General features: G+C 50.4%; 23 protein-coding genes, 2 pseudogenes and 1 other annotated feature. Of the genes and pseudogenes, 9 read left to right on the plus strand and 16 right to left on the minus strand.

Translation table 11 applies throughout. From position 1 onward, the window contains the following. Positions 1–75 precede the first annotated feature (75 nt). Positions 76–555 (minus strand): annotated as a pseudogene (locus ABZJ92_RS13485) (cupin domain-containing protein); the annotation flags it as partial. A gap of 318 nt (positions 556–873) precedes the next feature. Here ABZJ92_RS13485 and ABZJ92_RS13490 point away from each other — a divergent pair. The 5 genes from ABZJ92_RS13490 to fadK are packed head-to-tail and all read left to right on the plus strand — an operon-like array spanning position 874 to position 5,934. Then, complete coding sequence (locus ABZJ92_RS13490; RefSeq protein WP_000692136.1) at positions 874–1,638, plus strand: electron transfer flavoprotein; 765 nt, start codon at positions 874–876, stop codon at positions 1,636–1,638. Between the two features lie 19 nt (positions 1,639–1,657). Beyond that, positions 1,658–2,596 carry an electron transfer flavoprotein subunit alpha gene (locus ABZJ92_RS13495; protein WP_000080702.1) on the plus strand — a complete coding sequence of 313 codons (939 nt, stop codon included), beginning with the start codon at positions 1,658–1,660 and terminating at the stop codon, positions 2,594–2,596. Between the two features lie 55 nt (positions 2,597–2,651). After that, positions 2,652–3,941 (plus strand): FAD-dependent oxidoreductase, encoded by a 1,290-nt coding sequence (locus ABZJ92_RS13500; protein WP_001278524.1) that lies wholly within the window; start codon positions 2,652–2,654, stop codon positions 3,939–3,941. Further along, positions 3,938–4,231, plus strand: a complete 294-nt coding sequence (locus ABZJ92_RS13505) for a ferredoxin family protein (protein ID WP_000081083.1) — start codon at positions 3,938–3,940, stop codon at positions 4,229–4,231. Before ABZJ92_RS13500 ends, ABZJ92_RS13505 begins: the two co-directional genes overlap by 4 nt. Positions 4,232–4,287: 56 nt before the next feature. Continuing rightward, positions 4,288–5,934 carry a medium-chain fatty-acid--CoA ligase gene (gene fadK / locus ABZJ92_RS13510; protein ID WP_005050037.1) on the plus strand — a complete coding sequence of 549 codons (1,647 nt, stop codon included), beginning with the start codon at positions 4,288–4,290 and terminating at the stop codon, positions 5,932–5,934. A 56-nt stretch (positions 5,935–5,990) separates the two neighbouring features. On the opposite strand, the gene ppsA is transcribed toward fadK, so the two are convergent. Beyond that, positions 5,991–8,369 (minus strand): phosphoenolpyruvate synthase, encoded by a 2,379-nt coding sequence (gene ppsA, locus ABZJ92_RS13515; protein WP_000069384.1) that lies wholly within the window; start codon positions 8,367–8,369, stop codon positions 5,991–5,993. Between the two features lie 331 nt (positions 8,370–8,700). Between ppsA and ppsR the strand changes: the two genes are divergently transcribed. The 3 genes from ppsR to hemP all read left to right on the plus strand — a co-directional run bounded on the left by ppsR (position 8,701) and on the right by hemP (position 11,060). Then, positions 8,701–9,534 (plus strand): posphoenolpyruvate synthetase regulatory kinase/phosphorylase PpsR, encoded by an 834-nt coding sequence (gene ppsR / locus ABZJ92_RS13520; RefSeq protein WP_000368046.1) that lies wholly within the window; start codon positions 8,701–8,703, stop codon positions 9,532–9,534. Between the two features lie 156 nt (positions 9,535–9,690). Next, positions 9,691–10,737, plus strand: coding sequence for a 3-deoxy-7-phosphoheptulonate synthase AroH (gene aroH, locus ABZJ92_RS13525; protein WP_001082230.1), 1,047 nt, complete (start codon positions 9,691–9,693; stop codon positions 10,735–10,737). Between the two features lie 131 nt (positions 10,738–10,868). After that, positions 10,869–11,060, plus strand: coding sequence for a hemin uptake protein HemP (gene hemP, locus ABZJ92_RS13530; protein WP_001270810.1), 192 nt, complete (start codon positions 10,869–10,871; stop codon positions 11,058–11,060). Between the two features lie 3 nt (positions 11,061–11,063). Here hemP and selO read toward each other — a convergent pair whose 3' ends face one another. The 14 genes from selO to thrS all read right to left on the minus strand — a co-directional run bounded on the left by selO (position 11,064) and on the right by thrS (position 23,826). Further along, positions 11,064–12,500, minus strand: coding sequence for a protein adenylyltransferase SelO (gene selO / locus ABZJ92_RS13535; RefSeq protein WP_005050031.1), 1,437 nt, complete (start codon positions 12,498–12,500; stop codon positions 11,064–11,066). 63 nt (positions 12,501–12,563) lie between these two features. Beyond that, positions 12,564–13,277, minus strand: a complete 714-nt coding sequence (gene ydiV, locus ABZJ92_RS13540; RefSeq protein ID WP_005062637.1) for an anti-FlhDC factor — start codon at positions 13,275–13,277, stop codon at positions 12,564–12,566. Positions 13,278–13,523: 246 nt separating this feature from the next. Further along, entirely contained in the window at positions 13,524–13,988 is a 465-nt protein-coding gene (locus ABZJ92_RS13545; RefSeq protein ID WP_001209775.1) for an NlpC/P60 family protein, read from the minus strand. 77 nt (positions 13,989–14,065) lie between these two features. Continuing rightward, positions 14,066–14,815, minus strand: coding sequence for a vitamin B12 ABC transporter ATP-binding protein BtuD (gene btuD / locus ABZJ92_RS13550; RefSeq protein WP_000029466.1), 750 nt, complete (start codon positions 14,813–14,815; stop codon positions 14,066–14,068). Further along, entirely contained in the window at positions 14,815–15,366 is a 552-nt protein-coding gene (btuE, locus tag ABZJ92_RS13555; RefSeq protein ID WP_001154192.1) for a bifunctional thioredoxin/glutathione peroxidase, read from the minus strand. The genes btuD and btuE overlap by 1 nt, the downstream gene beginning before the upstream one ends. 62 nt (positions 15,367–15,428) lie before the next feature. Continuing rightward, entirely contained in the window at positions 15,429–16,409 is a 981-nt protein-coding gene (gene btuC, locus ABZJ92_RS13560; protein WP_000956532.1) for a vitamin B12 ABC transporter permease BtuC, read from the minus strand. Positions 16,410–16,509: 100 nt separating this feature from the next. Then, entirely contained in the window at positions 16,510–16,809 is a 300-nt protein-coding gene (gene ihfA / locus ABZJ92_RS13565) for an integration host factor subunit alpha (protein WP_001229265.1), read from the minus strand. Positions 16,810–16,813: 4 nt separating this feature from the next. Continuing rightward, positions 16,814–19,201, minus strand: coding sequence for a phenylalanine--tRNA ligase subunit beta (pheT, locus tag ABZJ92_RS13570; protein ID WP_000672419.1), 2,388 nt, complete (start codon positions 19,199–19,201; stop codon positions 16,814–16,816). 14 nt (positions 19,202–19,215) lie between these two features. Beyond that, complete coding sequence (gene pheS, locus ABZJ92_RS13575; protein WP_000018591.1) at positions 19,216–20,199, minus strand: phenylalanine--tRNA ligase subunit alpha; 984 nt, start codon at positions 20,197–20,199, stop codon at positions 19,216–19,218. A gap of 208 nt (positions 20,200–20,407) precedes the next feature. Further along, positions 20,408–20,532, minus strand: a sequence feature (Phe leader region). Then, on the minus strand, positions 20,482–20,526 hold the full coding sequence (gene pheM / locus ABZJ92_RS13580; protein WP_001386830.1) for a pheST operon leader peptide PheM: 45 nt from the start codon (positions 20,524–20,526) through the stop codon (positions 20,482–20,484). Its footprint overlaps the feature before it by 45 nt. Before the next feature lie 116 nt (positions 20,533–20,648). Then, positions 20,649–21,005 (minus strand): 50S ribosomal protein L20, encoded by a 357-nt coding sequence (rplT, locus tag ABZJ92_RS13585; RefSeq protein ID WP_000124854.1) that lies wholly within the window; start codon positions 21,003–21,005, stop codon positions 20,649–20,651. Between the two features lie 52 nt (positions 21,006–21,057). Further along, a complete protein-coding gene (rpmI, locus tag ABZJ92_RS13590) occupies positions 21,058–21,255 on the minus strand; it encodes a 50S ribosomal protein L35 (RefSeq protein ID WP_001124225.1) in 198 nt (65 codons plus the stop codon). A 96-nt stretch (positions 21,256–21,351) separates the two neighbouring features. After that, positions 21,352–21,894 carry a translation initiation factor IF-3 gene (gene infC, locus ABZJ92_RS13595; protein ID WP_032155788.1) on the minus strand — a complete coding sequence of 181 codons (543 nt, stop codon included), beginning with the start codon at positions 21,892–21,894 and terminating at the stop codon, positions 21,352–21,354. Positions 21,895–21,897: 3 nt separating this feature from the next. After that, positions 21,898–23,826 (minus strand): threonine--tRNA ligase, encoded by a 1,929-nt coding sequence (thrS, locus tag ABZJ92_RS13600; protein WP_001144202.1) that lies wholly within the window; start codon positions 23,824–23,826, stop codon positions 21,898–21,900. Between the two features lie 523 nt (positions 23,827–24,349). On the opposite strand from thrS, the pseudogene ABZJ92_RS13605 reads away from it, so the two are divergent. After that, positions 24,350–24,744 (plus strand): annotated as a pseudogene (locus tag ABZJ92_RS13605) (hypothetical protein); the annotation flags it as partial. Positions 24,745–24,813 lie beyond the last annotated feature (69 nt).

Raw genomic sequence — 24,813 nt, forward strand, 5'->3', positions numbered from 1 at the left:
TCTGATGGAAATGGAAGCCACGCAAGCACCTTAAAATCACCATCATACACTAAATCAGTAAGTTGGCAGCATTACCAGAATTGCTAATGTATAGGCTAATGCATCCCATAACGAAGATGTTTGGCTATTTTTACTTTGCGGCAAAATCACACTTAGCTCATTAAATAAGGTTTTTATGACTTCTTTTCCCTGCCCCGCGGCAATTACCGGACAAGAATGCGGTTGCAGTAACTGATTTTCCTCAGCCCCCTGAAACTGAAAGCCGTACAGCGCACAGGTACACGTCGTTGCCGGATCGTTAACGTCAGAGGCCACCGCATGCAGCCTGCCGCGTTCTATCACCACAATGTCATCCGCATGTGCGACATATAACGAAGAATCGATGGTAAACCTTGCAACCCCTTTCTTGACGTAAATCAGCTCGGTTTCATTGTCATGAACGTGATGTCCAGACTCCCATTTTGGATCATCGCTAAATGCAAAACGTGAAAGCCGTGGCGTTTTACCGGCGACAAACAGCGTTTCACTGGCATTATCAAAACAGCGTTGATACATGACAACCTCCCTATTCCATGAGCAAGCAAAAACAATATATGCCGGATAAAATACGGCGTGTATTGCGGTTATACAACCGCGTTTAGCGAGAGCTAAACAAGATTATTTACACTGAATGCAAGATTGTACGGTCATGGAATAACTATATTGCCGCAAATTGCACTTTTGTTTTAGCAATCGCATTTTTTTTGCAAGATTGTTGGCAAGGAAAACAGCTTGCTCCGTCGCCCCCCCCCCCGCACCGCTATCGCACACTATTTTCAGGCCATTTTTACCTTCCATCGGAGATGGTTCCGTATGCGACTCACAGGAGAAATCATGAAAATAATAACCTGCTTTAAGCTGGTGCCTGAAGAACAGGACATTGTTGTCACTCCAGAATACACCCTGAATTTCGACAATGCCGACGCCAAAATCAGCCAGTTCGATCTCAATGCCATTGAAGCTGCAAGCCAGCTCGCAACAGATGACGATGAGATAGCCGCGCTGACCGTTGGCGGCTCATTGTTGCAGAACTCGAAAGTGCGCAAAGACGTGCTATCCCGCGGGCCGCACAGCCTGTATTTGGTGCAGGATGCGCAACTTGAACATGCACTGCCTCTCGATACCGCAAAAGCGCTGGCGGCAGCAATTGAAAAGATCGGCTTCGATTTACTGATCTTTGGTGAAGGTTCCGGCGACCTTTATGCCCAGCAGGTTGGCTTGCTGGTCGGAGAAATTCTGCAACTTCCGGTGATTAATGCAGTGAGTGCTATTCAGCGTCAGGGCAATACACTGGTGATTGAACGCACGCTTGAAGATGATGTTGAAGTTATTGAACTCTCTGTTCCAGCCGTGCTCTGCGTCACCTCCGATATTAACGTGCCACGCATTCCTTCGATGAAAGCCATTCTCGGCGCGGGTAAAAAACCGGTAAATCAGTGGCAGGCAAGTGATATTGACTGGAGCCAGAGCGCGCCACTTGCTGAACTGGTCGGCATTCGCGTACCGCCGCAAACAGAACGTAAGCACATCATTCTCGATAACGATTCGCCGGAGGCCATTGCCGAGCTGGCGGAACATCTGAAGAAAGCCCTGAACTGAAGCCTACGGAGAAGAAACGATGAGTCAATTAAACAGCGTCTGGGTCTTTAGCGATAATCCTGAACGTTATGCTGAACTGTTTGGCGGCGCTCAGCAATGGGGCCAACAGGTGTATGCCATTGTACAAAATACCGACCAGGCGCAGGCAGTTATGCCTTATGGTCCAAAATGTATTTATGTTCTTGAGCAAAACGACGCGCTGCAACGCACTGAAAATTACGCCGAAAGCATTGCTGCCCTGCTGAAAGATAAACACCCCGCTATGTTGCTGTTGGCCGCGACGAAACGTGGTAAAGCTCTGGCAGCACGGTTAAGTGTGCAACTGAATGCGGCGCTGGTGAACGATGCCACGGCGGTGGATATTGTCGATGGTCACATTTGCGCCGAACACCGGATGTATGGCGGGTTAGCGTTCGCTCAGGAAAAGATCAACAGCCCGCTGGCGATCATTACCCTTGCACCCGGTGTTCAGGAACCGTGCACCAGTGATACCTCTCATCAGTGCCCGACAGAAACGGTACCTTATGTTGCTCCGCGTCATGAAATTCTCTGTCGCGAACGCCGTGCGAAAGCCGCAAGCAGCGTGGACCTGAGCAAAGCAAAACGTGTGGTTGGCGTCGGTCGTGGTCTGGCGGCGCAGGATGACCTGAAAATGGTCCACGAACTGGCGGCGGTGCTGAATGCTGAAGTCGGCTGTTCACGTCCAATTGCCGAAGGCGAGAACTGGATGGAGCGTGAACGTTATATCGGTGTCTCCGGCGTGTTGCTGAAATCCGATCTCTACCTGACGCTGGGGATCTCCGGGCAGATCCAACATATGGTTGGCGGCAACGGCGTAAAAGTGATTGTCGCCATCAATAAAGATAAAAATGCGCCAATCTTCAACTATGCCGACTACGGTCTGGTGGGCGATATCTACAAAGTCGTCCCTGCCCTGATTAGCCAGTTGAGCCGCTAATTCCCCTTTCAACCACATCTCCCGCTGTAAACGCAGCAGGAAGGGAGCATAACGCATGTCGGATGACAAATTTGATGCCATTGTGGTCGGTGCGGGCGTTGCTGGTAGCGTTGCCGCACTGGTCATGGCACGAGCCGGGCTGGATGTCCTGGTGATAGAACGCGGCGACAGTGCCGGATGTAAAAACATGACCGGCGGGCGTCTTTATGCCCACACACTTGAAGCAATCATTCCAGGCTTTGCAGTATCAGCGCCGGTAGAACGCAAGGTCACACGCGAGAAAATCTCCTTCTTAACCGAAGAAAGCGCCGTTACCCTCGATTTTCACCGCGAGCAACCAGATGTTCCTCAACACGCATCTTATACCGTATTGCGTAATCGTCTGGACCCGTGGTTGATGGAACAAGCCGAGCAGGCGGGCGCGCAGTTTATCCCAGGCGTTCGCGTCGACGCGCTGGTTCGTGAAGGAAACAAGGTCACTGGCGTGCAGGCTGGGGATGATATTCTCGAAGCGAATGTGGTGATTCTGGCTGATGGCGTTAACTCGATGCTTGGCCGCTCGCTGGGAATGGTTCCCGCTTCCGATCCGCATCATTACGCTGTTGGTGTTAAAGAGGTTATTGGCCTCACACCAGAACAGATCAACGATCGCTTTAATATTACGGGCGAGGAAGGTGCCGCCTGGCTGTTTGCCGGTTCCCCTTCTGACGGCCTGATGGGCGGGGGATTTCTCTATACCAACAAGGATTCCATATCCTTGGGGCTGGTTTGTGGATTGGGTGATATCGCCCATGCGCAAAAAAGCGTGCCGCAAATGCTGGAAGATTTTAAACAACACCCCGCCATTCGCCCGCTGATTAGCGGCGGCAAACTGCTTGAATATTCCGCGCATATGGTGCCGGAAGGCGGTCTGGCAATGGTGCCGCAACTGGTTAACGAGGGCGTGATGATCGTTGGTGACGCCGCAGGCTTCTGCCTGAATTTGGGTTTTACGGTCCGCGGCATGGATTTAGCCATTGCATCGGCTCAGGCTGCCGCCACAACGGTGATCGCCGCCAAAGAACGCGCGGATTTCTCCGCCAACAGTCTGGCGCAATACAAACGTGAGCTGGAACAAAGCTGCGTCATGCGTGATATGCAGCATTTTCGCAAGATCCCGGCGCTGATGGAAAACCCGCGCCTGTTTAGCCAATACCCACGAATGGTAGCCGACATCATGAACGAGATGTTCACCATTGACGGCAAACCAAACCAGCCGGTACGCAAAATGATCATGGGACACGCGAAGAAAATTGGGCTGATCAACTTGCTGAAAGATGGCATTAAGGGAGCAACCGCGCTATGAGCCAGAACGCTACGGTTAACGTCGACATCAAATTAGGCGTCAATAAATTCCATGTTGATGAGGGCCACCCGCATATCATTCTGACGGAAAATCCCGATATCAATGAATTCCGTAAATTAATGAAAGCCTGCCCTGCCGGACTTTATAAGCAGGATGACGTAGGAAACATTCATTTTGATCCCGCCGGTTGTCTGGAGTGCGGCACCTGTCGGGTGCTGTGCGGTAACACTATTCTCGAACAGTGGCAATATCCCGCAGGCACCTTCGGTATTGATTTTCGCTACGGCTAATCATGCATCCCACAGGCCCGCAACTCGGGCCTGATGTTCTGTTTCGAGAGTCCAAAATGAAAGTGACATTAACGTTTAACGAACAACGTCGTGCGGCGTATCGTCAGCAAGGGCTATGGGGCGATGCTTCACTGGCCGATTACTGGCAGCAGACCGCTCGTGCGATGCCAGACAAAATTGCCGTGGTCGATAATCATGGTGCATCGTACACCTATAGCGCGCTCGATCACGCCGCGAGCTGTCTGGCAAACTGGATGTTAGCGAAGGGTATTGAATCAGGCGATCGCATCGCATTTCAACTGCCTGGCTGGTGTGAATTTACCGTTATCTATCTTGCCTGCCTGAAAATCGGTGCGGTTTCCGTGCCGCTGTTGCCTTCCTGGCGGGAAGCAGAACTGGTGTGGGTGCTCAATAAGTGTCAGGCAAAAATGTTCTTTGCACCGACGTTGTTTAAACAAACGCGTCCGGTAGATTTAATCCTGCCGCTGCAAAATCAGCTTCCACAACTACAACAAATTGTCGGCGTGGACAAACTGGCTCCCGCCACCTCTTCCCTCTCATTAAGTCAGATTATCGCCGACAATATCCCACTGACCACGGCGATAACGACCCACGGCGATGAATTAGCTGCGGTGCTGTTTACCTCCGGAACCGAGGGTCTGCCAAAGGGCGTGATGCTAACGCATAACAATATTCTCGCCAGTGAGCGGGCTTATTGCGCGCGGCTGAATCTGACCTGGCTGGATGTCTTTATGATGCCTGCGCCACTTGGTCACGCAACGGGCTTTCTGCATGGCGTAACGGCACCATTCTTAATTGGCGCTCGCAGCGTGTTGTTAGATATTTTCACTCCTGATGCGTGTCTCGCGCTGCTTGAGCAGCAGCGTTGCACCTGTATGCTAGGCGCAACGCCGTTTGTCTATGATCTTTTGAATTTACTAGAGAAACAACCCGCAGACCTTTCAGCGCTGCGCTTCTTTCTTTGCGGCGGTACCACAATCCCCAAAAAAGTGGCGCGCGAATGCCAGCAGCGCAGCATTAAATTATTAAGTGTTTATGGTTCCACAGAAAGTTCGCCGCATGCGGTGGTGAATCTCGATAATTCTTTGTCGCGCTTTATGCATACCGATGGTTACGCTGCCGCAGGTGTAGAGATTAAAGTGGTCGATGACGCACGCAAGACCTTACCGCCAGGTTGCGAAGGTGAAGAAGCATCGCGTGGCCCCAATGTGTTTATGGGGTATTTTGATGAACCTGAATTAACCGCCCGTGCGCTGGATGAAGAAGGCTGGTATTACAGCGGCGATCTCTGCCGTATGGATGAGGCTGGCTATATAAAAATTACCGGACGCAAAAAAGATATTATTGTCCGCGGCGGCGAAAATATTAGCAGCCGTGAAGTGGAAGATATTTTATTGCAGCATCCTAAAATTCACGATGCCTGTGTGGTTGCAATGCCCGATGAACGTTTAGGTGAACGATCATGCGCTTATGTCGTGCTGAAAGCGCCGCATCATTCATTATCGCTGGAAGAGATGGCGGCTTTTTTTAGCCGTAAACGGGTCGCAAAATATAAATATCCTGAACATATCGTGGTAATCGAAAAACTACCGCGCACTGCCTCAGATAAAATACAAAAGTTTTTGTTAAGAAAAGATATTATACGGCGATTAACGCAGGATGTCTGTGAAGAGATTGAATAAGTTTCATCTTCGGGGATCACATAACCCCGGCGACTGAACGCCGCCGGGGATTTATTTTATTTCTTCAGTTCAGCCAGGCTTAACCAGGTTTGCACCACGGTGTCCGGGTTCAGAGACAGGCTATCGATCCCCTCTTCCATCAACCATGCGGCAAAGTCTTCGTGGTCGGACGGACCCTGACCGCAAATCCCGACATATTTGCCCTGTTTCTTCGCGGCACGGATAGCCATCGACAGCAGTGCTTTCACCGCATCGTTGCGCTCATCGAACAATTCAGACACCACGCCGGAGTCACGGTCCAGACCGAGCGCCAGCTGCGTCATATCGTTTGAGCCAATTGAGAAGCCGTCGAAATATTCGAGGAACTGCTCGGCCAGCAAGGCGTTGGACGGGATTTCACACATCATGATGATTTTCAGCCCGTTCTCGCCACGTTTCAGCCCCTGACGCGCCAGTTCTTCAACCACCGCTTTCGCCTGATCTACGGTACGCACGAACGGGATCATGATCTCAACGTTGGTCAGCCCCATGTCGTTGCGCACACGTTTCACTGCTTCACACTCCAGTGCGAAGCAGTCGCGGAAGCTGTCGGAAACATAGCGGCCCGCACCACGGAAGCCGAGCATCGGGTTCTCTTCATCTGGCTCGTAACGCTCACCACCGACCAGGTTGGCATATTCGTTCGATTTAAAATCAGAGAGACGGACAATGACGCGCTTCGGATAAAACGCGGCACCCAGCGTCGCGATCCCTTCAGTCAGACGACCAACGTAAAATTCACGCGGAGAATCAAAACCTTTCATCATCTCGCGGATTTCGTTTTGCAACTGCGGTTCCTGATCGTCAAACTCAAGCAGTGCGCGTGGGTGGACGCCAATCATACGGTTGATGATAAATTCCAGACGCGCAAGGCCCACGCCTTCGCTCGGCAGGCAGGCGAAGTCGAAAGCACGGTCCGGGTTACCGACGTTCATCATCACTTTCAACGGCAGATCCGGCATCGTTTCTACGCTGGAGCTTTTCACGCTAAATTCCAGCAACTCCGCATAGACGTAACCGGTATCACCTTCGGCACAAGAAACAGTGACGTTCTCACCGTCTTTCATCCGTTCTGTTGCATCTCCACAGCCCACTACCGCCGGAATGCCCAGTTCACGAGCGATGATCGCCGCGTGACAGGTACGACCGCCACGGTTGGTGACGATGGCAGATGCTTTCTTCATGATCGGTTCCCAGTCCGGGTCGGTCATGTCAGTAACCAGCACGTCGCCAGGTTCGATGCGGTTCATTTCGCTGATGTCATGGATGACTTTCACCGGACCCGCGCCGATGCGATGACCGATAGCACGGCCTTCGGCGATAATCTTACCCTGTGAATGCAGCGTATAACGCTCCATGACCTGACCGCGTGAGCGCACGGTTTCCGGACGCGCCTGCACAATGAACAGTTTGCCGGTGTGGCCATCTTTCGCCCACTCAATATCCATTGGGCGACCGTAGTGTTTCTCAATTTGTACGGCCTGTTTTGCCAGTTCCTGCACTTCTTCGTTGGTCAGCGAGAAGATGTCACGCTGTTCCTGCGGTACGTCTTCGATTTTAACCTGCTTGCCGTGCTCCTGGGTCGGCGCGTAAACCATGCGGATTTTTTTCGACCCCATGGTGCGGCGCACGATAGCCGGGCGATTCGCCGCCAGTGTCGGTTTATGCACGTAAAACTCATCCGGGTTAACCGCACCCTGCACGACCATTTCCCCAAGGCCCCATGCGGAAGTGATAAACACCACCTGGTCAAAGCCGGATTCGGTATCAATGGAGAACATCACGCCAGAAGATGCGAGGTCGGAGCGCACCATCCGCTGAACACCGGCGGAGAGCGCCACGCCACGGTGATCGTAACCCTGGTGCACACGATAAGAGATGGCGCGATCGTTAAACAGAGAAGCAAATACATGTTTCACTGCCACGAGAACGGCGTCAAAACCCTGAACGTTGAGGAAGGTTTCCTGCTGACCGGCAAAGGAAGCGTCCGGCATGTCTTCTGCGGTGGCGGAGGAGCGTACCGCAAAAGAGGCGTTTTCGTCATCGGCGGAAAGCTGTGCATAGGCTTCGCGTATGGCGTTTTCCAGCTCAGGCTGGAAGGGAGTGTCGATAATCCACTGGCGGATTTGCGCGCCCGCTTTCGCAAGCTGAGTAACATCGTCAATATCCGTTTTATCCAGCAGTTCATAAATGCGCTGGTTTACGCCGCTTTGGTCCAGAAACTGGTTAAACGCGTCGGCGGTTGTGGCGAAACCATTCGGAACGGAAACACCCATTCCGGAAAGATTAGTAATCATTTCACCCAGGGAGGCATTTTTGCCCCCAACCCTGTCTACATCATTCATGCCGAGTTGGTTATACCAAAGCACCAGCGGTGACGAGCCATTGTTGGACATCGAACAATCCTTTTGTGATAAATGAACGGTTTGAGAAACACATTTCTGCGCATTTATCTTTGCATATTTAACCGGATGAAAAAAACGGTGAATCGTTCAAGCAAATATATTTTTTTACTTTTTAAGACTGATCCCAGCGTTGCGCAAACCTGCTCTATTCGACAATTTCCACATAAACCATCGGTATAAACGAAACCATAAAAATGAAATGCTGTTTTTATAAAAAATAAAATGAAGGTTCATTTTATAAACCAGACATTACGTCCTACGCTTCTGTGCGCTTTTAATTTATGCTTTCATAGAATTATGTCTGCTTCACGGGAAGAACAAAATGGATAATGCTGTTGATCGCCACGTTTTTTATATTTCTGATGGTACGGCAATAACTGCGGAGGTATTAGGACACGCAGTAATGTCACAATTTCCCGTCACTATCAGCAGCATCACGCTGCCGTTTGTCGAAAATGAGAGCCGTGCACGGGCAGTGAAGGATCAGATTGACGCAATTTATCACCAGACAGGCGTGCGCCCGCTGGTCTTCTACTCCATCGTGTTGCCGGAGATTCGCGCCATCATCTTGCAAAGTGAAGGCTTTTGCCAGGATATCGTTCAGGCGCTGGTTGCCCCGCTACAACAAGAGATGAAACTGGATCCAACGCCGATTGCTCATCGTACCCATGGCCTTAACCCTAATAATCTCAATAAATATGATGCGCGCATTGCGGCGATTGATTACACCCTCGCCCACGATGACGGCATTTCGTTGCGCAATCTGGATCAGGCTCAGGTGATCCTGCTCGGTGTTTCTCGCTGTGGTAAAACCCCCACCAGTCTGTATCTGGCAATGCAATTTGGTATCCGCGCGGCAAACTACCCCTTTATTGCCGACGATATGGATAATCTGGTGCTACCCGCGTCGCTCAAACCGCTTCAGCATAAATTGTTCGGCCTGACTATCGACCCGGAACGTCTGGCGGCGATTCGCGAGGAACGTCGGGAGAACAGTCGCTATGCCTCGCTTCGTCAGTGCAGGATGGAAGTCGCGGAAGTGGAAGCCTTGTACCGTAAAAATCAGATCCCGTGGATTAACAGTACCAATTATTCGGTAGAAGAGATTGCCACCAAGATCCTCGATATCATGGGCCTTAGTCGCCGAATGTACTAGAGAACTAGTGCATTGGTTTGTTTTTTTGTTATCATGCTAACCACCCGGCGAGGTGTGACACACCTCGCACTTGAAATCAGCTGCGATTGGTTTATCGTGATGCGCATCACTTTCCGGTAGTCCTGCCGTAGAAGCAACAAATTTCTGAGACTTGTAATGAACAGAACTGACGAACTCCGTACTGCGCGTATTGAGAGCCTGGTAACGCCCGCCGAACTCGCGCTACGGTATCCCGTAACGCCTGGCGTCGCCACCCATGTCACCGACTCCCGCCGCAGAATTGAAAAAATACTGAATGGTGAAGATAAGCGACTGTTGGTCATTATTGGCCCCTGCTCGATCCACGATCTCACCGCTGCAATGGAGTACGCCACCCGTCTGCAGTCGCTGCGCAACCAGTACCAGTCACGGCTGGAAATCGTAATGCGCACCTATTTTGAAAAACCACGAACTGTTGTCGGCTGGAAAGGGCTAATCTCCGATCCGGATTTAAACGGCAGCTATCGGGTAAATCACGGTCTGGAGCTGGCGCGCAAATTACTTTTACAGGTAAATGAGCTGGGTGTCCCTACCGCGACTGAGTTCCTCGATATGGTAACCGGTCAGTTTATTGCTGATTTAATCAGTTGGGGCGCGATTGGCGCTCGTACTACCGAAAGTCAGATCCACCGCGAAATGGCTTCAGCACTCTCCTGTCCGGTAGGTTTTAAAAATGGTACCGATGGCAACACGCGGATTGCCGTGGATGCTATCCGCGCAGCCCGCGCCAGCCATATGTTCCTCTCGCCAGACAAAAATGGTCAGATGACCATCTATCAGACCAGCGGCAACCCGTATGGCCACATTATTATGCGTGGCGGCAAAAAACCGAATTATCATGCCGATGATATCGCCGCAGCCTGCGATACGCTGCACGAGTTTGATTTACCTGAACATCTGGTGGTGGATTTCAGCCACGGTAACTGCCAGAAGCAGCACCGTCGCCAGTTAGAAGTTTGTGAGGATATTTGTCAGCAAATCCGCAATGGCTCTACGGAGATTGCTGGAATTATGGCGGAAAGTTTCCTGCGCGAAGGAACGCAAAAAATCGTCGGCGGTCAGCCGCTCACTTACGGTCAATCCATTACCGACCCGTGTCTGGGCTGGGAAGATACCGAACGCCTGGTCGAAAAACTCGCCTTTGCGGTAGATACCCGCTTCTGAATGCGTGCCCATTCCTGATGGGATGGGCATTTCTGCGCAACTTGTTGTCTTCTCAACACATTACTGCTTGCTCTGGTCTGCCATAATATTGATAATAGGAATCATTGTTATATCAATTATTATTAATTTTTATGCGTTATACGGATAGCAGAAAACTCACGCCTGAAACGGATGCCAATCACAAGACCGCTTCCCCGCAGCCCATCCGGCGAATTACCAGCCAGACACTGTTAGGTCCGGATGGCAAACTGATTATCGATCATGACGGGCAAGAATATCTGCTCCGTAAAACTCAGGCTGGCAAGCTGCTGTTAACTAAGTAGCCTTTAACTCGAGCAGCTGACTTCCAGCCGTTTACCCCAGTCAGGTGGACGACTGACATAGTCATCATCTCTGTCGCTGAAAGGATTTCGCAACGCCTCATGCAGGCGGTGCAATTCCATCATATCACCCTTTTCTGCCGCTTCAATCGCCCGTTGCGCCAACCAGTTGCGCAATACCAGAGCTGGGTTAACGCTTTGCATCAGTTGCTGACGCTCACTATCGCTAACCTCGTCTTGTTGCAAACGCCCCCGATAACGGGCAAACCAGTCATCAAATGCCGCACGATCAATAAACTCCTCACGTAGCGGTGACGCCGCGCTGTGCTGCTCGGTCAGACTCAGCATGCGGAATGTGCGGGTATAATCGCTGCGCTCTCGCGCCATCAGACTGAATAATTCATTCAGTAGCGCGTTATCCTCTTTTTGCTCCGTCATGAAGCCCAGTTTCTGCCGCATCCGTTGTCCATAATGCGTCAACAAAACCTGCTGATAGCTGTCCAGGGCCTCATTCAGGGCATCTACGGCAACAAATGGTGACAATGTCTGCGCCAGACGCTGTAAATTCCACAACGCGACAGCAGGTTGATTATCAAAGCTATAACGCCCTTGATGATCCGAGTGATTACAAATAAAACCGGGTTCGTAATCATCAAGAAAACCAAACGGCCCGTAATCAAGCGTCAGTCCCAGCAGCGACATGTTGTCGGTATTCATCACCCCATGTGCAAAGCCGACCGTCTGCCATTGGGCAATTAACGACGCGGTACGTGCGACAACATCGTTAAACCAGAGACGGTATTTGTCCTCATCGTCTTCAAGATGTGACCAGTAATGACGAATGGCAAAGTCAGCCAACTGACGAACCTTTTCCGGCTCGCGGCGATAGTAAAAATGTTCGAAATGACCAAAGCGCAGATGACTTGGTGCCACACGCATCAGCATCGCGCCTGGCTCCACCGTTTCCCGATACACTGGCGAATCGCTGGTGACGATACTTAACGCGCGGGTCGTCGGAATGCCCAGATAATGCATCGCCTCACTGGCGAGACTTTCTCGTATCGTCGAACGTAAAACCGCCCGTCCATCACCCATTCGCGAATAAGGCGTCAGGCCAGCACCTTTCAGATGCCAGTCCATTGTAGTGCCATCAGCAAGCAGTTGTTCGCCAAGTAAAATGCCGCGCCCATCACCCAGTTGGCCCGCCCAGACGACGAACTGATGACCACTGTAAACCTGTGCCAGTGGTGACATACCAGGCAGTAGGGTTTCGCCGCCCCAGACACCTGCGGCATTTTTAAACAGCGACGATGGAATACTCAGCGTGTTAGCGAGTTCGGTATTATGCCAAATCAGCCGGGCATTATTTAAAGGCGTAGGGGAAAGTGCTGTATAGGTTTCTGGCAATTCATCGCGCCAGCGGGTAATAAAAGACAGGGTCATAGATCCTATCTGTTTGATAGTGTAGACGGTTACTCTCGTCTTAAACACCAGCAAACAGGAGGGTTATCGCTGAACCAACGTCGTTATCTGATTTATAGGAACGGCAGGCCACAGGCATCCCTGGAGAGCATGGAAATCGAAGGGGGTAATCTGTGCCAATATTTCTGGCGTATCAATGCCCCCCGCGATGATGCAATTGCAACAAGGGGAAATTTGCGCCTGGATCGCACGAATAAACGGTTCGAAGGAGCGATGCGTGATTTGTTGCTGAATAAAACCTTTCTCCAGCATTACGCGGGTGAAAAGACCATCAAAAACCGCTTTCATTGTGCTATTACCTGCTCCCAAATTGCCTAACACAAGGGGATACATTTGCGATAAGGACAAAAGATCGCGATTATCTTTTCCTTCATTGAGATGCGGGTAATTCTCATTAATCAACAGCTCAATAAACGGATATTTTAATAGTTCGCCTGCGTAATTATCCCTGTCTAATAATAATGTAGCCACTTGTGGCGTTAAATTAAGCCAGGCAAAGAGTTTATGTTGAATAAAAAAGTGTTGGCATGATTTTAGTAATTCCAACTGCTCTGAAAATAATTGCCAATGTTGCTCCTCGGTAAGTTGCGCTATAACCCGACTCGTCGGGATACGAACCGTGCCATCTTCACTGGAGAAATGGGTAATTAACTCAACGCCGACAAGGAGTTGCTGGTTATCTCTTATCGGCAGGAAATAGCAATCAGAATGATAAAGATTCTCCAAAAAAATCTTCATGGTAACCGTCCCTCTCGAAGGATGTTTTTCAGTATCCGGCTAAAAGGGATGAGGCCATAAGACATAACAATTACAGAAGGAGTAACTTTCATTTGTTCCATGTTAACCACTTTTTCAGGGGGCCTTTTTTTAGATTATCCTGATTATAAACGAATAATCCATTTACGGAATTTTTGTCTGCAAAATACTACTGTATTCAGGAGTAAATTGACGGCGATGTATCATCGCCGTCAATTTTTCGACATACTAGATTCGTCTCGCCTGCCAGAAATTTTTCTGCCAATAGACATTATCAAGTGAGGAACGCATCACTCCCTTGCTGGTAGAGGCGTGGATAAATTGGTTGTTGGTATCGTAAATACCTACATGCAAACCATTTTGTCCGGAACCCGTTTTGAAAAAGACCAGGTCACCAGGCAGCAACTCGTCTTTATCAATTTGCGTGCCAATAGAGGCTTGTTGTTTGGTTTCACGGGGCAGATGCAAATCGAAACGATCGCGCATCGTCACAACCACAAATCCCGAACAGTCCACACCGCGCCGCGTCATGCCACCATAACGATACGGCGTGCCATGCCAGCTTTGTAGCTGGTCGTTCAAACCGGCAATAACGGTAATCGAATCAGAAAGTCTGGCATTTGGCGGCGGTGCTTTATGGTGGCTACACCCGGCCAGAAACAGTGCTGTGATCAAAATAAGGCAGAAACGCATTCCGTACGGTTCCTCTGTTTTTTATTCTTGCATTAATTTAGCGTCGTAATTACCCGATTTTCGGGATACTAATGAAATCAGATGGTCGAAATCAGCATTCTGTGACCTTCGATATCCAGACGGCGAAAATTCATCCCATAGGCCTGCGCCAGATTTGGCGGCGTGAGCACCTCTTCTCTGCGTCCACTGGCCAGCATTTTTCCACCTTTTAGCAACCACGCCCGATGCGCATGACGCAACGTGTGGTTGAGATCGTGACTGCTCATCACAATCGCCAGTCCTTGCTGACACAGCGCGCTCAGAATTTTGTCTAACGCACTTTGTTGCGCAACATCAAGACTGTTCATCGGCTCATCAAGAAGCAGCAATTGGCCTGCGGGATTGGCTTGTGGTGTGATTTGCAACACCACCGCAGCAAGACGTACGCGTTGCCATTCACCGCCGGAAAGTTGATTGGTGCTACGACCGAGTTTGTCATCAAGAGCCAGCGCCCCTGCGACATCATTCAGTAGTTCGGTACGCGTTTTATCGTGCTGATGCAGTGTCAGGTAGTGCCAGACCGGCATTGCAAACGGCGGCGTCTGCTGTTGTGAAAGATAGGCGCGATGCAGCGCGAGTTTTGTTGCGGACCATGCTTCCAGTGGTTGCCCCGCGAACTGAATGCTTCCCTTACCGCTGGTCATTCCGGCCATTCGCGCCAGTAAGGTACTCTTACCCGCGCCATTCGGCCCCACCAGGTGCAGGATTTCCCCAGCCCGAACCTCGCCTGAAAGCGGCCCCAGGCGGGTAGATTCCGCAACATCCTGTAACTGCATCACAATAGACATTATTTTGCCAACGCCAGTTTAATGCTTTCCATCACAATGGGATCTTCCGGCGTCATATCCGGGGAAAAACGCTGGATGACTTTTCCGTCCCTGCCAACCAGGAATTTTTCAAAATTCCATAAAATATCATCCGGGTACAGCGGTGCACGGCCTTTGCTGACCATACGGGCATAGAATCCGCTCTCTTCCGGCGCGACTGTGGTCGGCGCTGCGGCAATCAATTTTTGATACAGCGGATGGCGTCCTTCGCCATTAACTTCAATCTTACTGAACATCGGGAACGTCACCCCCCATGTGGTGGTACAGTAAGTTTTAATCTCTTCATCGCTGCCCGGTTCTTGTTCCAGAAACTGGTTGCACGGGAATCCCAGCACCACAAAACCTCGATCGGCCCAGGCTTTTTGAATATTCTCCAACTGCTCATATTGCGGCGTTAAGCCACACTTTGAGGCGACATTGACAATTAACAGCACATTACCGGCGTACTTCTCCAGCGTGGTCACTTCACCGTCGATATCTTTCACTACGGTCGTCAGAATGGAATCTTGCATCGTTTCTCCTAGGTGTGGTCAGTAAAAATCTTAGCTTTTAATCATAGACCGTCTTTTTGCGGCTAACGTCCTGCTTTTAACAATAACCAGATAAACACCGGCGCACCCAACGTTGCGGTGACCACGCCAATAGGCAGCTCTGCGGCAGCTAATGCCAGGCGCGCTACAATATCGGCCAGCAGCAATGCGCTCGCCCCTGCCAGCGCGCAGCCGGGAAGTAATACGCGATGATCGGTTAAACCACACAACCGAAGAATATGTGGGATCACCAGACCAATAAAGCCGATAGCACCCGCCAGCGCCACACTGACGCCAACCATCCAGCCGGTCGCTGCCACCAGCACATTGCGCCAGAACCACATGGGTAAACCCAGTTGCCGCGCCGAGATCTCGCCAAGCGCTAACATATTCATCGGCCTGGACTGACAACAGATCCACAACAACACGGGGATCAATGCCAGCATCAGCCAGCTTTGCCGCCAGTCTACGCCGCCAAAACCGCCCATCATCCAGTACATCAGCTGACGTAAATCAACAGAGGTGGAAAAGTAGATAGCCCACGTCATTAGTGCGCTGCAGATAATCCCTAATGCAACGCCAGCCAGCAATAACCGACTGGTCGAAAGATGACGACGGGCGAAACGTAAGAGTATTAAAGTGATGATAAGCGCGCCAGCAATCGCACACAGCCCTAGCGCCCAGTTGGGGAGTTGCCCTTGCCCAAGCAATACCGCGGCGATAAGCCCCACGCCTGCGCCGTTAGAGACGCCAAGTAGTCCAGGTTCTGCCAGAGGATTTTCAAACAACGCCTGCATTACAGCGCCGGATATAGCCAGCGCCGCACCAACCAGCAATACAGCCAGCGTACGTGGCAGGCGAATTTGCCAGACGAACAGTTCGCCACGAGGAGTAAACCAGTCACCTGGCGAAATCCATTGTTCACCGGCGCAAAGGCTTAAGAGAAGCGCCAGCAGCATCAAAACTGACAGGCATAATAACCAGCGAATATTTTGTCGCTGTTGTTGGCGGGCAAGTGTCAGCATGGTATCCGTTCTGCTGAAGTGTCATGGCGTTGATTTTACGGTGACTCTTCGACAGTGAAAAGAAAAAAGGCCGCATAGCGGCCTTTTTAGTTAGATCAGATTACTCGTCTTTGGGCGAAGCGTTTTCGACCCGGCTTTTTAACTTCTGCCCGGGTCTGAAGGTCACCACGCGCCGTGCTGTAATGGGAATATCCTCGCCCGTTTTCGGGTTACGTCCCGGGCGTTGATTCTTATCACGCAGATCGAAGTTACCAAAACCAGAGAGTTTCACCTGTTCGCCGTTTTCCAGAGCGCGACGGATCTCTTCGAAAAACAGTTCAACCAGTTCTTTGGCATCCCGCTTGCTAAGCCCAAGCTTATCAAACAGATATTCTGACATTTCAGCTTTTGTAAGCGCCATAGGTTCAATCCCTCAATGATGCCTGGAATCGCTCTTTTAATGCCTCTACACATTTGGCGACGGTAGCGGCAATCTCCTCTTCTTCGAGTGTACGGCTGGTATCTTGCAGGATCAGGCTTATGGCGAGGCTCTTATACCCCTCCGCAACACCCTTACCGCGGTACACGTCAAATAAGTTTACGCCAACTACCTGATTTACGCCAACTTTCTTACATTCGGATAAAATATCCGCTGCGGGAACGTTTTCTGCGACCACCACCGCGATGTCACGACGGTTCGCCGGGAAGCGAGAAATCTCGCGCGCCTGAGGCACCACGCGGTCTGCGAGCTTGTTCCACTCCAGTTCGAACACCAGAGTGCGACCGTTAAGATCCAGTTTACGTTCCAGTTCAGGATGAACAACTCCAACAAAACCAATACGTTCACCTTTCAGATAAATCGCTGCGGATTGCCCCGGATGCAGTGCCGGATTCGCTTCTGCACGGAACTCAACCTCATTCAGTTTACCGGTCAGGTCGAGAACGGATTCAAGGTCGCCTTTCAAATCATAGAAATCAACGGTCTCTTTTGCCAGGTTCCAGTGCTCTTCGTAACGGTTACCGCAAATCACACCGGCTAACATCAGATCCTGACGAATGCCCAACGGTGCCTGAGTATCTGGTACGAAACGCAGACCGCTTTCGAAAATGCGCACACGGTTCTGCTGACGGTTCTGGTTGTACACCACGGTTGCCAGCAGGCCGGTCCACAGAGAAAGACGCATTGCTGACATTTCAACAGAGATCGGGCTTGCCAGCAGTAAGGCTTCAACGCCTGGATGGATCATCTGCTGCACTTTCGGATCAACGAAGCTGTAGGTGATCACTTCCTGATAGCCTTTGTCGTTGAGCAGCGTTTTCACGCGCTTGAGCGACAGGTCAGCTTCACGGTGAGTACCCATAATCAGGCTTGCCTGTACCGGCTCATCCGGGATGTTGTTGTAGCCGTAAACACGCGCGACTTCTTCGACCAGATCTTCTTCAATCTCCATATCGAAACGCCAGCTCGGCGCAACTGCCTGCCATTCGTCTTTGCCTTCGGTCACTTCGCAGCCGAGACGACGCAGAATGTCAGTTACCTGCTCATCAGCAATATGATGGCCTATCAGGCGATCCAGTTTGCTACGACGTAGAGTGATGGTTGCACGCTTCGGCAGCGTTGCTTCGTTGGTGATATCAATTACCGGGCCAGCCTCACCACCGCAGATGTCGATCAGCAGACGGGTCGCACGTTCCATCGCTTTGTGCTGCAGTACCGGATCAACGCCACGCTCATAACGGTGAGACGCATCAGTATGCAGGCCATGACGACGAGCACGACCGGTGATAGACAGCGGGCTGAAGAAAGCGCATTCCAGCAAGACGTTTTGCGTTTCGTCATTCACGCCAGAGTGTTCGCCACCAAAGATGCCGCCCATCGCCAGCGCCTTGTTGTGGTCGGCGATGACCAGAGTGTCAGCATTCAGCTTCGCTTCAGTGCCATCAAGCAGCACCAGCGTTTCGCCCTCTTTTGCCATCCGCACCACAATGCCGCCTTCAATGCGATCTTTATCGAAAGCGTGCATCGGCTGGCCCAGTTCGAGCAGTACATAGTTGGTGACGTCAACAACTGCATCGATAGAACGGATCCCGCAACGACGCAGTTTTTCTTTCATCCACAGCGGAGTTGGCGCTTTAACGTTAATGCCTTTTACCACACGGCCAAGATAGCGCGGGCAGGCTTCCGGCGCTTCGACTGTAATCGGCAACGTGTCGTCGATAGTCGCACCAACCGGAACGATTTCCGGTTCAACCAGCGGCAGCTGATTCAGCACGGCAACGTCACGCGCAACACCAATGATACCTAAGCAGTCGGCACGGTTTGGTGTCACGCTGATTTCGATGGTGTTATCATCGAGTTTCAGGTATTCGCGGATGTCGGTGCCAATCGGCGCATCCGCAGGCAGTTCGATAATGCCACTGTGATCGTCAGAAATTCCCAGCTCAGAAAAGGAGCACAGCATCCCTTCAGACGGTTCGCCACGCAGTTTCGCCGCTTTAATTTTGAAATCACCCGGCAGAACAGCACCAATGGTAGCTACCGCCACACGCAGGCCCTGACGGCAGTTTGGCGCACCGCAGACGATGTCCAGCAGGCGATCGCCGCCGACATTCACTTTTGTCACACGCAGTTTGTCAGCGTTCGGATGCTGCGCACACTCAACCACTTCACCAACGACCACGCCGTGGAAGCTACCGGCAACCGGTTCTACACCGTCAACTTCCAGGCCCGCCATAGTGATTTGATTCGCCAGCGTATCGCTATCGATCGCCGGGTTCACCCATTCGCGTAACCACAGTTCACTGAATTTCATAATCTATTCCTGCCTTATTTAAACTGTTTGAGGAAACGCAGATCGTTTTCGAAGAATGAACGCAGGTCGGTGACGCCGTAACGCAACATAGTCAGACGCTCCATCCCCATCCCGAAGGCGAAACCAGAGTAAACTTCCGGGTCGATGCTAACGTTACGCAGCACGTTCGGATGCACCATCCCGCAGCCCAGCACTTCCAGCCATTTACCGTTTTTACCCATGACGTCAACTTCTGCAGAAGGCTCGGTAAACGGGAAGTAGGAAGGACGGAAGCGAATCTGCAAATCTTCCTCAAAGAAGTTACGCAGGAAGTCGTGCAGCGTGCCTTTCAGGTTGGTAAAGCTGATGTTGGTATCAACAATCAGACCTTCCATCTGATGGAACATCGGCGTGTGAGTCTGGTCGTAGTCGTTACGATAAACACGGCCAGGCGCGATGATACGAATCGGTGGCTGCTGGGCTTTCATGGTGCGGATCTGTACGCCAGAGGTCTGGGTACGCAGCAGGCGGGTAGCGTCAAACCAGAAAGTGTCGTGGTCAGCGCGCGCCGGGTGGTGACCAGGAATGTTCAGAGCATCGAAGTTATGATAATCGTCTTCGATTTCCGGCCCGGTTGCCACGGTAAAGCCAAGCTCACCGAAGAAACTTTCGATACGGTCGATGGTACGGGTAACCGGATGCAGACCGCCGTTTTCAATGCGACGACCTGGCAGAGAGACATCAATCGTTTCCGCCGCCAGACGCGCATTCAGTGCAGCGCTTTCCAGTTCCGCTTTACGCGCATTCAGCGCCTGCTGAACCTGCTCTTTCGCTTCGTTGATAACCGCACCAGCTGCCGGACGCTCTTCTGGCGGCAGCTCACGCAGGGTCGTCATCTGAAGGGTTAAGTGCCCTTTTTTACCCAAATATTCGACGCGCACATTATCTAACGCGGCAACATCTGACGCCTGGCTAATGGCCGCCTTCGCACTGGCAACCAGTTCTGCGAGATGTGACATGGTTTTCCTCATTGTGTCAGTGGTGACACTGGTTCGTTGGACTTAGAGCCTATCCCATCAGGCTATTTTACTTGCCATTTTGGTCCCGGGCAGTGCTCGAAATCCTCACGTACTTAAGTACGCTCCGGTTTCTCCGCACTGGCCGTGTCCAGACTGGCTGCGACAATTACGCCTGATAGACTGGCTTTTTATTTTTCAAAACGCGCATACAAAAAAAGCCTCCACTGGGAGGCTTTCAGGCGCTGTTTTCCGTTTCTCTTCTCACGCGCTAGCCTCCTGGATTCAGGTGCTAAAGTAAAAAAAGAAGCGGAAAATAGCAGCATTCATTGCTTGCGTTACCTTTTGGTACTCTTCAAAAGACCTTTATTGAAAAGGCTACGGCGATAAAAGTCAATGTTTTGATGGCGTTGAAACGAAAAGAGGGAGACTAGCTCCCTCTTTCAACTGGCTTATGCCAGAGCTGCTTTCGCTTTTTCAACCAGAGTGGTGAACGCTACTTTGTCGAATACTGCGATATCAGCCAGGATCTTACGGTCGATTTCAACAGAGGCTTTTTTCAGGCCATTGATGAATTTGCTGTAAGAAATACCGTTCTGACGTGCTGCTGCGTTGATACGCGCAATCCACAGTTGACGGAACTGACGCTTACGTTGACGACGGTCACGGTAAGCATACTGACCAGCTTTGATAACAGCCTGGAAGGCAACGCGGTATACGCGAGAACGCGCACCGTAGTAGCCTTTAGCTTGTTTCAAAATTTTCTTGTGACGTGCGCGTGCAATAACACCACGTTTTACGCGAGCCATATGTGCTCTCCTGTATCTATATTCTAATTAAAAAGTTAAAAACGTTAACGGCTTATGCGTACGGCAGGCACGCGATTACCAGGCCCAGATCGCCTTTGGAAACCATGGCTTTCGGACGCAGGTGACGTTTACGTTTGGTCGCTTTTTTAGTCAGAATGTGACGCAGGTTAGCGTGCTTGTGCTTAAAACCACCTTTACCGGTTTTTTTGAAGCGCTTAGCAGCACCGCGTACGGTCTTAATTTTTGGCATTTTAATAACTTCCACTTCGCATTGTTAATAAACGAAACAAAGGCGAACAATGCCTGTGAAGCCCAAAGGCTCCACAGATAGTGCTACTTGAAGGCCTTACTGTTTCTTCTTAGGAGCGAGCACCATGATCATCTGGCGGCCTTCGATCTTCGTTGGGAAGGATTCGACTACTGCCAGTTCTTGCAAATCGTCTTTCACGCGATTAAGCACTTCCATACCGATTTGCTGGTGCGCCATCTCACGACCGCGGAAACGCAGCGTGATTTTGGCTTTATCACCCTCTTCGAGAAAGCGAATCAGGCTGCGGAGTTTTACCTGATAGTCGCCTTCATCTGTACTAGGACGGAATTTAATTTCCTTAACCTGGATAACTTTTTGCTTTTTCTTCTGTTCCTTAGAAGACTTGCTCTTTTCATAGAGGAATTTGCCGTAATCCATTATACGACAAACCGGCGGCTCGGCGTTAGGGCTGATCTCGACTAAGTCTACTCCGGCTTCTTCTGCTTTCTCCAGAGCTTCTCTCAGACTCACAATACCAAGCTGCTCGCCTTCCAGACCTGTTAAGCGAACTTCCTGGGCGCGAATTTCGCCATTGATACGGTTAGGGCGCGCCGTTTGAACTCGTTTTCCGCCTTTAATACCTTATTCCTCCAATTGTTTAAGACTGCGGCTGCGAATCTCTTGTTGCAGCTTCTCGATCACTTCATTTACGTCCATGCTTCCCAGGTCTTTACCACGGCGGGTGCGAACGGCAACTTTGCCTGATTCCACCTCTTTATCACCACAGACCAGCATATATGGGACGCGACGCAAAGTGTGCTCGCGGATTTTAAAGCCAATCTTCTCATTTCTCAAGTCTGCTTTAACACGAATGCCCGCATTTGATAGTTTTTGCGTCAATTCGTTAACGTATTCAGACTGTGAATCGGTAATATTCATGATAACAACCTGAACTGGCGCAAGCCAGGTCGGGAAGAAACCAGCGAATTCTTCGGTCAGGATACCGATGAAACGCTCCATCGACCCCAGAATTGCGCGGTGAATCATTACCGGTACCTTACGCTCGTTGTCTTCGCCCACATAGGAGGCGCTCAGACGAGACGGCAAGGAGAAGTCCAGCTGTACTGTACCGCACTGCCATGCACGATCGAGGCAGTCATACAGGGTAAATTCAATTTTCGGACCGTAGAAAGCGCCTTCACCCAGTTGATATTCAAACGGGATGTTGTTTTCTTCCAGCGCAACCGCCAGGTCCGCCTCAGCACGATCCCACATTTCGTCGCTGCCAATACGTTTTTCAGGACGAGTGGAGAGTTTGACGACGATCTTCTCGAAGCCAAAAGTGCTGTACATATCATAGACTAAACGGATACATCCGTTAACTTCATCGCGAATTTGTTCTTCAGTACAGAAGATATGCGCGTCATCCTGGGTAAATCCACGCACGCGCATCAGGCCATGCAGCGAACCTGACGGCTCGTTACGGTGGCAGCTACCAAACTCGGCCATACGCAGCGGCAGATCGCGATAAGACTTCAGCCCCTGGTTGAAAATTTGTACGTGACCCGGGCAGTTCATCGGCTTAATGCAGTATTCACGGTTCTCAGAAGATGTGGTGAACATTGCATCTTTGTAGTTGTCCCAGTGACCGGTTTTTTCCCACAGGACACGGTCCATCATGAACGGACCTTTAACTTCCTGATACTGGTACTCTTTCAGTTTAGAACGAACAAACACTTCCAGTTCACGGAAGATGGTCCAGCCGTCGTTGTGCCAGAATACCATACCCGGCGCTTCTTCCTGCATATGGTACAGGTCGAGCTGTTTACCGATTTTACGGTGGTCGCGTTTCGCGGCTTCTTCCAGGCGCTGCAGGTAAGCGTTAAGTGCTTTTTTGTCTGCCCACGCCGTACCGTAAATACGTTGCAACATTTTGTTGTTGCTGTCGCCACGCCAGTAAGCCCCTGCCGTTTTCATTAGTTTGAAATGATGGCAGAAACGCATGTTCGGTACGTGCGGACCGCGGCACATATCGACATATTCTTCATGGAAGTACAGACCTGGCTTGTCATCATGGGCGATGTTTTCGTCAAGAATGGAAACTTTGTAGCTCTCCCCACGGTTGGCGAAAGTTTCACGCGCTTCGTGCCAGCTGACTTTCTTCTTAATGACGTCGTAGTTTTTCTCAGCAAGCTCATGCATCCGCTTCTCGAGTGCTTCGACATCTTCCTGGGTTAACGTGCGGTCAAGATCAACGTCGTAATAAAAACCGTTGTCAATAACCGGGCCGATTGCCATTTTGGTATGCGGCCAAAGTTGTTTAATCGCATGCCCTAACAGGTGCGCACAGGAGTGACGAATGATCTCCAGACCTTCTTCGTCTTTGGCGGTAATGATCGACAGTTGTGCGTCGTTTTCAATCAGATCGCAAGCATCAACCAGTTCGCCATTAACGCGCCCTGCGATACAGGCTTTCGCCAGACCTGGACCAATGTCCAGCGCAACATCCATGGGGCTTACAGCGTGGTCGTAATGGCGTTGGCTGCCATCAGGAAGAGTTATAACAGGCATTTTATATCCTTATTTGCAGTGGTGACCCACACGAAAGATCACATACAAAGAAAAATTTGTTTATTAACAGTTCATTGCGAAACCATCTAGCCAACAAATGCTAAATTGGTTCGCAATCAGGTACACAAATGAAAGACATTAACCTCTCACCTTCCACCCGGTTGAACGATGTTAACACTAAAAAAAGGGAGATTGTACCTTTCCGTTTCACATTGATTCGATTCGCAATTCGTTTGTAGTGAGTACACCAGCAAAACGCTTAAAGAACCACTGATAACATCACGGTGCGTCTGAAAGGTTTACTGCGAGCGGATTTACAGCAGCATAAACTGAATCCAGCAAAGTTCGTTGCGTGATTTGGCGGTAGTATTTTAAACGCTCATGAGATTAATGACGAAGTGGTCATATCACAATGATAAAAGTGACACAATTCTTATAACAATTTTTCGTGCACATTTCGTTCTGGCGATAATAATTAATCATCATCCTCAAAACCTCCAGATATATATAAGGCGAATAGATTATGAGTCAAAACGATATCATTATCAGAACTCATTATAAGTCTCCTCATAGATTGCACATCGATAGCGACATACCAACACCTTCATCAGAGCCTATTAATAAATTTGCGCGCCAGCTCATCACCCTACTTGATACCTCTGACTTAAGTTCGATGCTGTCATACTGTGTTACTCAGGAATTTACCGCAAACTGTCGAAAATATCACAAAATTGTTATTCCACTGCCCTTTTTACCATTAACTTTGCCACTTCACCCATCCATGCAGAAAATATACTCATTACATTACACTATAAAAAAGAAATCATTTCCTTATTACTAGAAACCACGCCTATTAAAGCTAACCATTTGCGAAGCATACTGGATTATATTGAACAGGAACAGGGTAATACTGCCAACTTACTGATTTAGTGTATGATGGTGATTTTAAGGTGCTTGCGTGGCTTCCATTTCCATCAGATGTCCTTC

Source organism: Shigella sp. FJ200513 (assembly GCF_040495915.1).
Taxonomy (GTDB): Bacteria; Pseudomonadota; Gammaproteobacteria; order Enterobacterales; family Enterobacteriaceae; genus ECMA0423.